This is a genomic window from Herminiimonas fonticola (genome assembly GCF_040395855.1).
Taxonomy (GTDB): domain Bacteria; phylum Pseudomonadota; class Gammaproteobacteria; order Burkholderiales; family Burkholderiaceae_D; genus Oxalicibacterium; species Oxalicibacterium fonticola_A.
Window position 1 is genome coordinate 1 of sequence record NZ_JBEBPO010000071.1, and the last position, 13,134, is coordinate 13,134.

14 protein-coding genes and 1 pseudogene are annotated in these 13,134 nt (G+C 54.9%); 9 read left to right on the forward strand and 6 right to left on the reverse strand.

Features of this window, described 5'->3' with window-relative positions:
• Positions 1-45: 45 nt before the first annotated feature.
• The 6 genes from ABWP27_RS09530 (at position 46) to ABWP27_RS09555 (ending at position 3,699) form a co-directional block, all read left to right on the forward strand.
• The gene (locus tag ABWP27_RS09530; RefSeq protein ID WP_353155978.1) at positions 46-525 is read left to right on the forward strand and encodes a GNAT family N-acetyltransferase; all 480 of its coding nucleotides are present in this window, start codon (positions 46-48) and stop codon (positions 523-525) included.
• Positions 518-847 (forward strand): YnfA family protein, encoded by a 330-nt coding sequence (locus tag ABWP27_RS09535; protein WP_353155980.1) that lies wholly within the window; start codon positions 518-520, stop codon positions 845-847. The genes ABWP27_RS09530 and ABWP27_RS09535 overlap by 8 nt, the downstream gene beginning before the upstream one ends.
• Positions 844-1,062, forward strand: a complete 219-nt coding sequence (locus tag ABWP27_RS09540) for a DUF1289 domain-containing protein (RefSeq protein WP_353155981.1) — start codon at positions 844-846, stop codon at positions 1,060-1,062. Before ABWP27_RS09535 ends, ABWP27_RS09540 begins: the two co-directional genes overlap by 4 nt.
• Before the next feature lie 44 nt (positions 1,063-1,106).
• Positions 1,107-1,568, forward strand: coding sequence for a hypothetical protein (locus tag ABWP27_RS09545; RefSeq protein ID WP_353155983.1), 462 nt, complete (start codon positions 1,107-1,109; stop codon positions 1,566-1,568).
• A gap of 103 nt (positions 1,569-1,671) precedes the next feature.
• Complete coding sequence (locus tag ABWP27_RS09550) at positions 1,672-3,174, forward strand: AlkA N-terminal domain-containing protein (protein WP_353155985.1); 1,503 nt, start codon at positions 1,672-1,674, stop codon at positions 3,172-3,174.
• 33 nt (positions 3,175-3,207) lie between these two features.
• On the forward strand, positions 3,208-3,699 hold the full coding sequence (locus ABWP27_RS09555) for a methylated-DNA--[protein]-cysteine S-methyltransferase (protein ID WP_353155986.1): 492 nt from the start codon (positions 3,208-3,210) through the stop codon (positions 3,697-3,699).
• 69 nt (positions 3,700-3,768) lie between these two features.
• Here ABWP27_RS09555 and ABWP27_RS09560 read toward each other — a convergent pair whose 3' ends face one another.
• The 6 genes from ABWP27_RS09560 to ABWP27_RS09585 all read right to left on the reverse strand — a co-directional run bounded on the left by ABWP27_RS09560 (position 3,769) and on the right by ABWP27_RS09585 (position 11,069).
• Complete coding sequence (locus ABWP27_RS09560; RefSeq protein ID WP_353155988.1) at positions 3,769-4,113, reverse strand: DUF4870 domain-containing protein; 345 nt, start codon at positions 4,111-4,113, stop codon at positions 3,769-3,771.
• Positions 4,114-4,217: 104 nt separating this feature from the next.
• A complete protein-coding gene (locus ABWP27_RS09565) occupies positions 4,218-4,994 on the reverse strand; it encodes an NYN domain-containing protein (RefSeq protein WP_353155990.1) in 777 nt (258 codons plus the stop codon).
• 116 nt (positions 4,995-5,110) lie between these two features.
• Complete coding sequence (locus ABWP27_RS09570) at positions 5,111-7,759, reverse strand: DNA topoisomerase III (RefSeq protein WP_353155991.1); 2,649 nt, start codon at positions 7,757-7,759, stop codon at positions 5,111-5,113.
• 254 nt (positions 7,760-8,013) lie between these two features.
• The gene (locus tag ABWP27_RS09575) at positions 8,014-8,490 is read right to left on the reverse strand and encodes a Smg family protein (protein WP_353155993.1); all 477 of its coding nucleotides are present in this window, start codon (positions 8,488-8,490) and stop codon (positions 8,014-8,016) included.
• A 266-nt stretch (positions 8,491-8,756) separates the two neighbouring features.
• Positions 8,757-9,866, reverse strand: a complete 1,110-nt coding sequence (gene dprA / locus ABWP27_RS09580; RefSeq protein ID WP_353155994.1) for a DNA-processing protein DprA — start codon at positions 9,864-9,866, stop codon at positions 8,757-8,759.
• Positions 9,867-9,971: 105 nt separating this feature from the next.
• A complete protein-coding gene (locus ABWP27_RS09585) occupies positions 9,972-11,069 on the reverse strand; it encodes a LysM peptidoglycan-binding domain-containing protein (RefSeq protein ID WP_353155996.1) in 1,098 nt (365 codons plus the stop codon).
• Between the two features lie 176 nt (positions 11,070-11,245).
• Here ABWP27_RS09585 and def point away from each other — a divergent pair, with 176 nt between their 5' ends.
• From def to ABWP27_RS09600, 3 genes and pseudogenes are all read left to right on the forward strand, one after another.
• Entirely contained in the window at positions 11,246-11,776 is a 531-nt protein-coding gene (gene def, locus ABWP27_RS09590; RefSeq protein WP_353155997.1) for a peptide deformylase, read from the forward strand.
• A gap of 95 nt (positions 11,777-11,871) precedes the next feature.
• The gene (gene fmt, locus ABWP27_RS09595) at positions 11,872-12,825 is read left to right on the forward strand and encodes a methionyl-tRNA formyltransferase (RefSeq protein ID WP_353155999.1); all 954 of its coding nucleotides are present in this window, start codon (positions 11,872-11,874) and stop codon (positions 12,823-12,825) included.
• Positions 12,826-12,883: 58 nt separating this feature from the next.
• Positions 12,884-13,134: pseudogene (locus tag ABWP27_RS09600) on the forward strand (COG3650 family protein); the annotation flags it as partial.

Consider the following 13,134-nt stretch of genomic DNA (forward strand, 5'->3'; position numbering starts at 1 on the left):
GCATAGATTTTTCTTACGCGACGCTTACAAAAAAGGCGCATTTTCATGTCGACGATCACTCTGATTCAAATCAATCCACAAGGACGTCCACTAAGCGAAGTCGGCAAGCTGGACGATATTGCGCGGCAGGTGTGCGCAGCGACGACTCTGCTGTATGCTGGCGCCGGTTTTGTTCCGCCATGGATAGGTTATCTCGCGCAGCACGAAGGCAAGGTGGTAGGTGCGTGCGCATTCAAAACGCCGCCGGTCGATGGCAAGGTGGAGATCGGTTATTTCACTTTTCCCGATTGGGAGGAGCAGGGAATAGGCACATCGATGGTGCGCGCGCTGCTGGAAATCGTGCAGGCAGAACAAACGTCATTAACAGTGGTGGCGCAGACTGCGAATGAAGAGAATGCGTCGAATGCGATCTTGCGCAAGTTCGGTTTTGCGCTCGCACATGTGGTGGAAGATACGGAGGATGGCGAAATGTGGGAATGGCATTGGAACAAGGATAAGCAGGTGACGGAGCAGAAAGGTGTTTGAACTTAAAACCGTTGCGCTGTTTGTCGTTACGGCCATTGCAGAAATTGTCGGTTGCTATCTGCCCTATCTGTGGCTGCGACAATCGGGTTCGATCTGGCTGCTGCTGCCGGCAGCCGTGAGTCTGGCGCTGTTTGCATGGCTGCTGTCCTTGCATCCGGAAGCCAGCGGCCGCGTGTATGCAGCATACGGCGGCATCTACGTTGCGGTGGCGCTCGGCTGGTTGTGGCTGGTCGATGGCATCAAGCCGACGAATTGGGATGTGGCCGGTGTTGCCTTCACCTTCATTGGGATGGGCATCATCATGTTTGCTCCGCGCGCATGACGAGTGCTATCGATATCTCCGATTCGGATCAGCCTGCTTCACCATGCACAGGCATCTGCCGCATGGATGAAAAAATGAAGCTGTGTATCGGTTGCTTGCGCAGCATGGAAGAAATTGCACAGTGGTCTGCGGCGAGCGAGAGCGACAAACATGCGATCTGGCAGGCGATACGGCAACGGCGTGCCGCAACTTTCATGAGTGCGCAGATCGCCTGATATGTGCGACTATTCCGCTGCACCAAATTTTATAAAGAAACGATATGGAATTGAATTTTTACAAACCTGCTAAAACGGTTAGCGGTCCTGCATACAGCTTGTGGTTCAAGATATTGGCCACCATCTTTTCATTCGCTCTGGCGGTGTATGCAATCGATATCATGCGCCGTTTTCCATTGCTGGAATATGGCCTCAGTGTAAAAGTCTTGCTGTTCTTTGCAGCATTGATGCTGGTCGTCAGCTATTACTGGTTTTTGCGCTCGACGATCACGATAGACGAAAAAGGCATTACGCAAACCTGGATGTATAACCGTCATGTCGAATGGCGCGACGTGCGCAGCGCCAAGATGATAGGAATACCTTATATCAGCTGGCTGTTCCCGCCGCGTCTGGTGGTGCGCACCGGTAATTCCTTCAGCACTTTCAATGGCGGTACGCAAGAAATTCTGATTGAGTTTGCGCATATTTCGCTGGCGTTCCAGATGCACAAGCAAGCCGGGAAGTGATCAGGCTTCAGCGTTAAAACTATCGTTTCCATCCTGTTATTGCCATCCGAATCTTGTCCGAAAACGGCTAGACGCTATCCAGACCTGCGCGTATAAATACGGCATGGATGCACTTGATATCAATGACCTGCAGGAAGGTGCAACACTCACACACGAGAGTTGCTACCGCGCATTGGCAGCAAAAGATGCGCGTTTCGATGGCGTCTTTTTCACCGGTGTAAAAACCACCGGTATTTATTGCAGGCCTGTCTGTTCCGTCAAAACGCCGCGTGCGTCTTCCTGTGTTTTTTTCAGTAGTGCTGCAGCGGCAGAAGCTGCCGGCTTTCGCCCCTGCTTGCGTTGCCGTCCTGAACTGGCGCCGTATGCGCTACAGCAGAATCTTGCTTACGCAGTATGGCAACGCATTGCCGCCGGTGCATTGAATGATGGCGACGCTGAGCGATTGGCCGCAGAGGTGGGTTTGTCTTCGCGTCAGTTGCGTCGCATCTTGCTGCAGCATTTCGGCGTGACGCCTGTCGAACTTGCGCAAACGCAGCGCCTGTTGTTTGCAAAAAAATTATTGCAGGAAACGCGTTTGCCCATGAGTGACGTGGCGTATGCAGCCGGTTTTGGCAGCATACGTCGTTTCAATGCATTATTCCTTGCCCGCTATGGCATGGCGCCGACCAGCATACGGCGCACCGTAGAAAAGTCTTCGGACAATCACGCCGATGCCCTCACATTACGACTTGCATATAGACCGCCATTTGCATGGACGGACATGCTGCATTACCTGTCAGGTCGCGCGATCGCCGGCGTTGAAGCCGTAAGCGAAGACGGGAGCGGCAATCTGTCTTATGCACGCAGTGTGCGCATTGACGACATCAACGGCTGGTTGCGCGTACAGCATCGGCCTGAAAAACATCAACTCGAATTGTCAGTGTCGATCACGCTTGCGCATGCATTGATGCCCTTATTGGCACGCATACGCAGTCAGTTCGATCTCGACGCCAATCCGCAAGTAATTGCTGCGCATTTGGCGAGCGATGCATTGCTGGCAAAACAGATAGCCCAGACGCCGGGCTTGCGTGTGCCTGGTGCTTTCGATGTATTTGAACTGGCAAACCGCGCAGTGCTGGGCCAGCAAGTCAGCGTGGCAGGAGCGACAACCTTGTCGGGACGTCTGGTGAGCAAGTTTGGCATCGCGGCAGACACGCCGTTCGCAGGCGTGACACATCACTTTCCTTTAGCGGAACGTCTGGCAGCGGCAAACGCGACAGAGATCGCGACTATCGGTTTGCCGATTGCACGTGCTGAAGCGATACGCAATCTGGCGCAGTTTGCAGCGCAAGGTGGCTTGAATATCAAAGCGGGTACGCCTTTGCCGGAAGTCGTCGCGCATTTGAAAACCATACGCGGAATAGGTGAATGGACGGCGCAATACATAGCCATGCGCGCCTTGCGATACACCGACGCATTTCCGGCTGGTGATCTGGGTTTGCAGAAAGCGGCGATTGAATCGAGCGATGGCGTGCGCCTGACGGAGAAACAGTTGCTGCACCGCGCTGCCAGCTGGTCGCCGTGGCGTGGTTACGCAGCGTTATTGTTGTGGCAGTCGCTGGCTTGATGGCTGACGGCATAGCTCAGTAAAGGAAATATCATGATTTCATATATGGAACACCCCAGTCCTGTTGGCACCCTGCTGATTGCGGCAACGGATGCCGGCATTTGCGGTATTTATTTTGAAGAACACAAACACTTCAAAGGCAAGGACGGCTGGCTGCAAACACCAACGCAAGCGGCTGCACAACATTTGAAAAATGCCGCGATGCAGCTGGATGAATATTTTGCGGGGAAACGCACCGAGTTCGACGTGGCGCTGGATTTGTCCGGCACTGAATTCCAGCGCGGTGTGTGGGCTGCGTTAAACGCAATTCCGTTCGGACAAAGTGTCAGCTATGCGCAGCATGCACAGGGGCTGAATAATCCCAAGGCCCTGCGTGCAGTAGGCTCGGCCATCGGAAAAAATCCGGTATCCATCATCGTGCCCTGCCATCGCGTGATCGGTTCTTCAGGCGCCGTGACGGGGTATGCCGGCGGCGTGGAACGCAAGCGCTTTCTGCTCGCATTGGAGAATGTTGTAGTGAAGTGATGCGGTCGATTACTTGTTGTCGATAGCCTGAAGGCGATGGAAAAACATGCGTTTTCCCATCGCCTTCATTTATTGCACCAGGCGAATCGCAAACGGATAGCGATACGCCTGCCCTTTGGATGCGGCGATCGCGCCGAGGATGCAGAAGATCAGATTGGCGACATACAGAATAGGGAAGAGAATAAAGCCAATCAGGATAAATGCCAGCACCCACGCAATCAAAAATCCTATCGTGATGGTGATTTGAAAATTCAACGCTTCCTTGGCTTGCGAGTTCGCAAAACCCGGGCTGTCTTTCTTCAATATCCAGATAATCAGCGCACCGATAAAGCCGGTGAAAATTCCCAGCAGATGCGCGAGCATCGCAAGGTTGCAATCGTCTTTGCTTGGGCTGCCTGCATCGATTTGATCCATAAGACCCCCTGAGGTTGGTAGTACAAGATTTACTTTGAAACCTGTGCAGCCTATCAATGTGTCATTGCAGGTGCAGACTGAATCCAGTCTGCCCTTACACGGAGTTATTTTGCGCGCAGATACAGCATCTTGTGGTGCGTTCCGGGTAACTGCCGCTCTTCAGTAATGAAGATATCAGTCTTTGCCTTCACAAGATCGGAAAGTTTTTTGTAACCGTATAGTCTGGAATCAAAGTCGGGTTGCAGCTTTGTAAGATAGCTGCCAAATGCAGCAAGCCCAGCCCATCCGGTGTCATCTATCGACTGATCGAGTGCAGCCAGAACGAATTTCTTCGGGAACGCATGTCCGCTGTCCGTTGTGGTCGCTTTGGCAGGTGTAGCGGTTTTTCTTCCACGCTTGACGGCAGGCGGTTCAGCGGTCGATTCCGTAATGGATTCAGGACGCAGGACTTCGGTGAAGATGAATTTGTGACAGGCATTGCGAAAGGCGTCCGGCGTTTTCTTTTCCCCAAAGCCGAGAACGGTAAGGCCTTCTTCACGCAAGCGCATCGCCAGTCCGGTGAAATCGCTGTCACTTGTTATCAGGCAAAAGCCATCAAATTTGCGCGTGTACAGCAAATCCATCGCATCGATGATCAATGTGCTGTCGGTCGCATTCTTCCCGGTCGTGTAAGCAAATTGCTGAACCGGTTTGATTGCATATTGCTGCAATACCTTCTTCCATGATGCACTTGTCGGCGCGGTAAAGTCGCCGTATATGCGTTTCACGGTTGCTTCGCCAAATCGTGCGATTTCCGCGAGCAGGCCTTCTATGACTGCTGCTTGCGCATTGTCGGCATCGATCAGAACCGCCAGCCGAAGCGTTGAATCATCGGATTCCATTTTTGCAGCTGGTCGTGAAGGTGCCAAGATGCCTCCCGGTTCTGATGATTAATCAGGTACATCCGTTTGAATGCACCACGCAGGCTGCACCAGCCGGATGAGTGCTGGACTGCCTCTTATGCGGCAGCTTTTTTGGCTGCAGGCTTCTTGGCAGCGGCTTTCTTGGCCGGAGCTTTCTTCGCAGCCGGTTTTTTCGCCGCTACTTTCTTGGCTGCTTTGGCCGGTGCTGCATCCGCCGTTTCCTCTGCATCATCTGCTACAGCTGTCGCCTTTCCTTTGCCCGGCACTTTTTCTTTGCGCGGTTCAAATTCAAAACTGGTCTTGCCGTCTTTGCCGCGAACCAGGTAAGCCTTGAACGCACGGCGTGTACGTTGCGACACAAAACCCGGCAATAGATCGGTTTTGCCTTCGTTGAGCAGTTTGCTCATTTGTTCGGGCAGAATTTCCTGTTGCAGGATGATGCGGCCGCTGCGGAAGTCGCAGGTCTTCGGTTTGGCGACTGAATTTTCGCACACATAGGACAGCGGCATTTCGTACACGCCGCCGGCACATTTCGGACAAGGGCCGAGTGAGGTTTGCTCGCTGAAATCGACTGGTTCTGCATTTTCGTCATCGTTCTGGCCGAAGTCGAATTCCAGTTTGTAATTCTTGATCTCTTCGTCGCGCGAGATTTTCAGTACGGCGGCGAATGGACGGCCCATCTTCGAGCGGAAGCCTTGCAGCGGCCCGATGGTTTTGTTTGTTAACAGTTCTTCGACTTCGGCCACTTCAAACTGACGGCTGCCCGGCGTCTTGCTCATCGAGAATTCGCATTTGGTGCAGGCAAAGCGACGGTAGTTTTCCTTCACCACACTGCCGCAATTCGGACACGGTGTTTTGAGTGTGGCGTAGTCGCCGGGGATGGTGTCGTTGTCGTATTCTTTTGCGCGCTTGACGATGATTTGCGTCATTTGCGCGATCTCGCGCATGAATTCTTCACGGCTGATCTTGCCGCGTTCCATTTCCGACAGCTTGTATTCCCATTCGCCGGTCAGTTCCGGTGCCGTCAGTTCGTTTACGCCCAAACCGCGCAGCAAGGTCATCAACTGGAATGCCTTGGCAGTCGGCATCATTTCGCGACCTTCGCGCAGCAGATATTTTTCCGTCAGCAAGCCTTCGATGATGGCCGCGCGCGTAGCCGGTGTGCCCAGGCCTTTGCCGGTCATGGCGACGCGCAGTTCGCTGTCATCTATCAATTTGCCGGCACCTTCCATCGCCGACAGCAGCGTGGCTTCCGTGTAGCGCGCGGGCGGTTTGGTAACGAGGCCATTGGCGACTACCGATTCGGTTTGCACCTTCTCGCCTTTGGCGACAGGCACCAGCGTGCCGCTGTTTTCCGGATCTTTTTCGTCGATGACTTCCTTGCCGTAAACCGCAAGCCAGCCCGGATTGGTCATGACCTTGCCTTCAGTCTTGAACTGATGACCGGAGACTTCGGTGAAGCGTGTGGTGACCTGGAATTCTGCAGCCGGGAAGAAGATCGCCATGAAACGACGTGTTACCAGGTCGTACAGTTTCTGTTCAGGCTCCGACAGATTCTTCGGCGCCAGTGTGGTCGGGATGATCGCAAAGTGATCGCTGATTTTCGTGTTGTCGAAAATCCGTTTATTCGGCTTGACCCATTTGTTATTCAGGATCTGCTTGGAAAACTGGTGATAGTTATTGTTTTCTGCAATGACTTCCAGCGTTTCCAGCACGGTAGGCAGATAGTCTTCCGGCAGGTGACGCGAATCGGTACGTGGATAGGTCAGCACTTTGTGGCGTTCGTACAAGGCTTGCGCCAGGCCGAGAGTGTTCTTCGCCGAGAAACCGAAGCGCGCATTCGCTTCGCGTTGCAGACTGGTCAGATCGAACAATGCCGGTGCCATCGAGGTAGTCGGTTTCGATTCTTCGCTGACATTACCCGGTTTGCCGCCACGGCAGGCGGCGACGATGGATTCTGCGGCAGCTTTGCTCCACAGGCGTTCCGGACGGCGCTCGGGATCGGTCTCGTCTTTCTTGAACGTCGTGTCCAGCCAGCGGCCCTGATAGATGCCGGCGGCGCAGATGAATTCGGCGCGCACTTCCCAATAGTCGCGCGGCACGAATTTTTTGATCTTTTCTTCGCGTTCCACCACGATGGACAACGTCGGGGTTTGCACACGACCGACCGTGGTCAGATAGAAGCCGCCTTCCTTCGAATTGAAGGCGGTCATCGCACGCGTACCGTTGATGCCGATCAGCCAGTCGGCTTCACTGCGACTGCGTGCGGCATCGGCCAGCGACAGCATTTCATCGTCGCTGCGCAGATTCTTGAATGCTTCGCGAATCGCGCCTGGCGTCATCGATTGCAGCCACAGGCGCTTGATCGGTTGTTTGGCTTTCGCGTATTGCGCGATCAAACGGAAAATCAACTCACCTTCGCGCCCGGCATCGCATGCATTGATCAGGCCGGTGACGTCCTTGCGCTTGATCAGCTTGTTCAGTACCTTCAGGCGCGATTCGGTTTTGGCGATCGGATTCAGCGCAAAGTACGGCGGGATCATCGGCAAGTGGGCAAACGACCATTTGCCGCGCTTGACATCGTATTCTTCCGGAACCGAGATTTCGACCAGATGACCGACTGCAGAAGACAGCACGTATTCGTCGGATTCAAAGTAATCATCATGCTTGGTAAAGCCGCCGAGCGTTTTCGCGATATCGTTCGCGACGGATGGCTTCTCGGCAATGATGAGTGTTTTTGTCATGTTGTTTGATCTCTAAAAAGGTGCCGGCACGCATGGCTGGGTGCAGGTTGAGGCATACAGCTTATGGCGCAGGCGGCTTTTTTCAAGCAAGACCCGCGCTAATATAAGAGTTGCATAGGCGTCAAGCGGCCAATGATAAGCGCGTTGCGGCGAAATCCGCAAGCAGCAGACAAAGAGATGTGAAAAAAAGAAAACGGGGAGTGTTGCTGAAGAAGCATGCCCGTTGCGGGTGGGCATGCTATGAGACTTGCTTGTTAGTGCAGCATTCGTGGCGCGGCATCATCTTCGTCGAGGAACAGCTCGTCGAAGATCAAACCGTCCGGTTCCTTGCCCTGGCTCCACAGCACCATCAGTACAATGACCTTGAGCTTGTCGAGTGAAATAGGCGTCTCGCCGGCGGCCAGTGCGCGTTCAATAACGATTTCGCGCTGGATGGGATTGATCAGCTTGGCCGCTTCGAGGAACTGGATGAAACCGACGGCTGGCGTGCCGAGTACATCCATCTCCTGCGATACGTAGATGCGCGTACCGAAGGAGAATGCGGTCTGGTGCGGGTAGGAATCGGAAAATTCGTTGGTGGTTTCAGCCAGCGCAGTCAGCCAGCCGAGCGCCTTGGCGATTTCTTCTTCCTCAAAGCCGACAGCGGATAATTTTTTTACCAGTGCGTCCGAGTCCGGGCAGGCATCGGGCCGGTAATAGGTTTCGTAAAGATAGACTAAGACATCAAACATGGCATCACCGTAGCGCTTGGGTTAAGACGATATTTTGAATATCGTCGGATCGGATGCGTATGAATCACGCTCTTTACACAACAGGTCATACAAAGAGGTGTTACGACAGCGGCAGATCAAAGACAGCGCTTACTTGATCCAAGGATACCTTAAAAATGATGAGGCCAACAGGGGAAGGAAATTTTGTTGCAGCGACGTGATGTCAAAGTGAAATGTCAAACTGGAACGGTGCGACATTGCGCATCGTAGTCGTTCCTCCGGCAGATTCAATTCAGGCGCCGGTACAAGGCGCCTGGCAAGATTTCAAGCCGATCGCTTAACTCCAGCGTCAGCAATTGTGCATGCAGTGTTGCCATGTCTAGTTGGCAACGTGCAGCCAGCGTATCTGCATCCACCGGATCGAAACCGAGCGCCTGCAATATTTGTTGCGCTTGTGCGTCCAGCGCAGGCGCGACCGATTTGCCTGCTGTGTTTGCAGCAGGCGATGCGTATTGCAGTTCTTCCAGAATATCCTGCGCCGTTTCCACCAGTTTGGCGCCCTGCTTGATCAGCTGGTGGCAGCCTTTCGACAGGGGCGAATGGATGGAGCCGGGAATGGCAAACATGTCGCGCCCCTGTTCTGCCGCCATGCGGGCGGTGATCAGCGAACCGGATTGCAGTGCTGCTTCCACCACCAGTACGCCGCGCGCCAGGCCGCTGATGATGCGATTGCGGCGCGGGAAGTTGGAGGCGATGGCCGGCATGCCGAGCGGATATTCGCTGAGGATGCAGCCGGCTTCGGCGATCTGATGTGCGAGCGCACGATTGCGCGCCGGGTAAACGATATCGGCACCGGTACCGATGACGGCGATGGTGGAACCTGCATGCGGCGTTTGCGTGGCTGCGAGCAAACCGCCACGATGCGCTGCAGTGTCTATGCCCAGTGCCATGCCGGACACGATACTCAAACCGGCCAGGCTTAATGCTTCAGAAAATTTCTCCGCATTGGTAATGCCTTGCGCCGTGGCGTTGCGGCTGCCGACTACCGCCAGCGAAGGACGCGACAATAAATCGAGGCGGCCTTTTGCATAGAGCAGTATGGGTGGATCGGAAATTTCCAGCAGGGCCGGCGGATAGCCGGTGTCCGCCAGCGTCAACACATGATTGCCGGCTTGCGCCGCCCATTCATGCGTGGCTTCGATCAATGCTTCCGCTGGAGGTGCGAGCAAGGCATGCGCGATGCGCTCGGGTACGATTTGTTGGAGTGCGAAGAAATCTGTTGTGAAGATATTTTCCGGCAGGCCGAAGGCTGCCAGTAATTTGCGCGCAGTATCGGGGCCGACGCCGGGCGTCTGTTCCAGCCGCAGCCAGCTTGCGAGATCGTCCGGGGCCGGCATTATCTGGTCTTGCCAAAGCGCGGGAACAGGGACGGATGCAACTCCTGACGCGCATCGGGCAAGTGCATGATGTAACGCGTCAGGATGGAGAGGAAGTGCGCCGGCTTATTCGGGTGACTTGGCGACGTCGGCAACTTGTACGGTATCGGTCACCTGCATGACGAGACCGTAGGAAATGTTGTCGAAGACGCGGAACACCAGCAGGTTGCCGTAAGCTTCATCCGGCAGTTTGATCAGACCGCGGCCATTGCCTTCGGTGCGATCCGGTACCAGTTTGCCCAGGCGCTGCAGTTCCAGCACGGTGCCGACATCGACGCCATCCTTGCTGCCGCGATTGATGGAAACGATCTGGTTCTGTCCCGCTTGTGAAACGCCGCCATACACCGACACGATTTGCGCATTCACCGCCTGCTCAGGCGCATGCGGCACGTAATTCATGAAGGGTGCCGGTTCTACCGGAAGCAAACGGTCGCGCACGCCCATCTCTTCCTTGGCATTGGTCACGATCATCGTATGCGGTTCGTTATCGAGTTTGCTCAGGCGTTGCAGTTTCAAGGTGCCCAGATAGACGGCTTCATAGCCGATGATCTTTTTGCTGGCAGGATCGGTCAGCGGTTTGCCGGGCCGGAATGCCTCGAATTCGGTGCGACCGTTCAGGTCGCCGCGTACATAGGCTTTATCACCGTTGGCAAGGAAGACGTGACCTTCCTGCGTGGCGACGATACGTGGTGCGCTATTCAGCTCGGTTTCGCCAACGATCAGGGGTTTGGTCAGGAATTGCTCGATGGCCGACAGCGGAATGGTGGCGATTGCACCGGAACCCGCCTCGGTCGAACGTACTTGCGGCGATAGGCGTACGGTAGGCAGGCCGCTATTGTCGCCAGCGCCTTTCCCGAGGCGTAATTTGCCGGCCACACGGTCGAAATAGACGGTTTGGCCCGGATAAATCCAGTGCGGATTGCGGATCTGCTCGCGGTTCATGTCCCATACTTGCGGCCAGCACCATGGATGCTGCAGGAATTTTCCTGAAATTCCCCACAGCGTATCGCCACGCACGACCACGTGCTGATCGGGAGCATTCGGCAAAAATGCGCAACGGGCACTGCCGGCCACCGTTTTGACAGGTGCTTCGGCGAAGGTTGTTGCGGGTAAAACGACGGAGGTGAGAGCAAGGAAGAGTGCAGCTGTGCTAAAATTTTTCATGGTTTGTCCGGTGAGCTTGACCAATTGTGACGCCATTACTGTGCTGCAAGCATGTTATGAGTGAAATAATGCATTCGTGAAAAAACTTGCTAAATTGAATCAAATTCTGCACATAAATCCTTGAAGTAGCAAGAAAACCACGTTGTTAACCTGCCGCCTTGTTGCGCAAAAGCCGTATGTCTATATTAAATATCCTGCGTTATCCCGATCCACGGCTGCATAAGATTGCCAAGCCGGTCACTGTCTTTGATGCGCGCATCAAGACGCTGGTCGCCGATATGGCTGAAACCATGTATGACGCGCCGGGCGTTGGCCTAGCTGCATCGCAAGTCGATGTGCATGAACAGGTGATCGTGATCGATACCTCGGAAACGCGGTCGGAGTTGCGCGCCTACATCAATCCTGAACTGATCTGGGTCAGTCCGGAAATGCAGGTCTATGAAGAGGGCTGCCTGTCTGTTCCCGGCATCTACGATGGTGTCGAGCGGCATGCCAGGGTCAAGGTGCGCGCGTTCGATGCGGATGGAAAACAGTTCGAGCTGGAAGCCGAAGGCTTGCTGGCCGTATGCATCCAGCATGAAATGGATCATCTGAAAGGCAAGGTATTCGTTGAATACCTGTCGCCGCTGAAACGCAATCGCATCAAGACCAAGATGCTGAAAGAAGAGCGCGAGCTGAGTCGTCACAACAAGGTGGCGCAGCACTGATGGTGTAACCGTGGCTCGCTCTCGCAGGGCGAGCACCCGCCAAACCGGCAAGCGCATGGTTTCTCATTCTGCGCCTGCCGTACTACAATCCCCCCATGAAAATCATTTTTGCCGGTACGCCGGAATTTGCGGCGGTCGCCCTGGCGGCGCTGCATGCAGCGGGCTTCGAGATTCCGCTCGTGCTGACGCAGCCCGATCGCCCGGCCGGTCGCGGCATGCAATTACAGGCTTCGGCAGTCAAGCAGTTTGCGCTGGCGCACGATATCCCGGTGGCGCAGCCGATCTCCCTGCGGCTGGATGGAAAATATCCTGAGATAGCACAAGAAGCGCATGAGCTGTTGCGCGCAACGCCGCACGATGTAATGGTGGTTGCGGCTTATGGCTTGATCCTGCCGCAATCGGTGCTGGATATTCCGCCGCTTGGCTGTCTGAATATTCATGCATCATTGTTGCCGCGCTGGCGTGGTGCGGCGCCGATTCATAGAGCGATTGAGGTCGGCGACGAGGAAACCGGCGTCACCATCATGCAGATGGAATTGGGCCTGGATACCGGACCGATGCTGCTGATGGAAAGCCTGCCGATTGCAGCCGACGATACGACGGCCAGCCTGCACGACAAGCTGGCCAGGCTGGGTGGAAAAATGATCGTCGATGCCTTGCGCAAGCTGGAGCAAGATGGTTTGACCGCGACGCCACAGCCGGAAGCGGGCGCTAACTACGCGGCCAAAATTGCGAAGGAAGAAGCCACGCTGGACCTGAAGCAATCAGCACAGGAGCTGGCGCGCAAGATACGTGCGTTCAATCCCTTCCCCGGCGCGATGGGAATATGCAATGGCACGCCGGTCAAGTTCTGGCAGGCGGAGGCACTGGAATGCTCGAATCAATGGCCAGCCGGCCAGGTCATCTCGGCCAATGCACAGGACGGCGTGGTGATTGCCTGCGGCGACGGCGCCTTGCGTGTGACCGAACTGCAAAAGCCGGGCGGCAAGCGTTTGCCGGCGGCAGAGTTCATCAAGGGCTTTGCGCTGGAAGGTGAGCGTTTTCAGTAAGTCGCTCTTGCAAAGTTTTTGGCAAATGTCACTGTCTTGTTCGACGGGAGATGGTGCGATGAAAAGAATCATCATTTTGCTGACGCTGTTTTTATCTGCCTGCCAGGGCGCGGATGCGATCAGGCAGAAAACCGCAGAGCCGCCACCGGAAAGAAATACGCAGATGGCCAGTGTGGTGATCTGGTGGGCGCATGGCAACGAGCCGTTCTGGCATTTCACCGCAGACGCTGGCAAGCTGCGCTTTGAAAACCTTGGCGAGGATGCGGAATATTTTCCCTATCGTGTGTTCGACAGCGAGGGCACGACGCG

What these genes read in the sequence shown, in the direction of transcription:
- ABWP27_RS09530 (WP_353155978.1), top strand. Translation starts at nt 46, where the DNA reads ATGTCGACGATCACTCTGATTCAAATCAATCCACAAGGACGTCCACTA.
- ABWP27_RS09540 (WP_353155981.1), top strand. Translation starts at nt 844, where the DNA reads ATGACGAGTGCTATCGATATCTCCGATTCGGATCAGCCTGCTTCACCA.
- ABWP27_RS09545 (WP_353155983.1), top strand. Translation starts at nt 1,107, where the DNA reads ATGGAATTGAATTTTTACAAACCTGCTAAAACGGTTAGCGGTCCTGCA.
- ABWP27_RS09550 (WP_353155985.1), top strand. Translation starts at nt 1,672, where the DNA reads ATGGATGCACTTGATATCAATGACCTGCAGGAAGGTGCAACACTCACA.
- ABWP27_RS09555 (WP_353155986.1), top strand. Translation starts at nt 3,208, where the DNA reads ATGATTTCATATATGGAACACCCCAGTCCTGTTGGCACCCTGCTGATT.
- ABWP27_RS09560 (WP_353155988.1), bottom strand. Translation starts at nt 4,113, where the DNA reads ATGGATCAAATCGATGCAGGCAGCCCAAGCAAAGACGATTGCAACCTT.
- ABWP27_RS09565 (WP_353155990.1), bottom strand. Translation starts at nt 4,994, where the DNA reads ATGGAATCCGATGATTCAACGCTTCGGCTGGCGGTTCTGATCGATGCC.
- ABWP27_RS09570 (WP_353155991.1), bottom strand. Translation starts at nt 7,759, where the DNA reads ATGACAAAAACACTCATCATTGCCGAGAAGCCATCCGTCGCGAACGAT.
- ABWP27_RS09575 (WP_353155993.1), bottom strand. Translation starts at nt 8,490, where the DNA reads ATGTTTGATGTCTTAGTCTATCTTTACGAAACCTATTACCGGCCCGAT.
- dprA (WP_353155994.1), bottom strand. Translation starts at nt 9,866, where the DNA reads ATGCCGGCCCCGGACGATCTCGCAAGCTGGCTGCGGCTGGAACAGACG.
- ABWP27_RS09585 (WP_353155996.1), bottom strand. Translation starts at nt 11,069, where the DNA reads ATGAAAAATTTTAGCACAGCTGCACTCTTCCTTGCTCTCACCTCCGTC.
- def (WP_353155997.1), top strand. Translation starts at nt 11,246, where the DNA reads ATGTCTATATTAAATATCCTGCGTTATCCCGATCCACGGCTGCATAAG.
- fmt (WP_353155999.1), top strand. Translation starts at nt 11,872, where the DNA reads ATGAAAATCATTTTTGCCGGTACGCCGGAATTTGCGGCGGTCGCCCTG.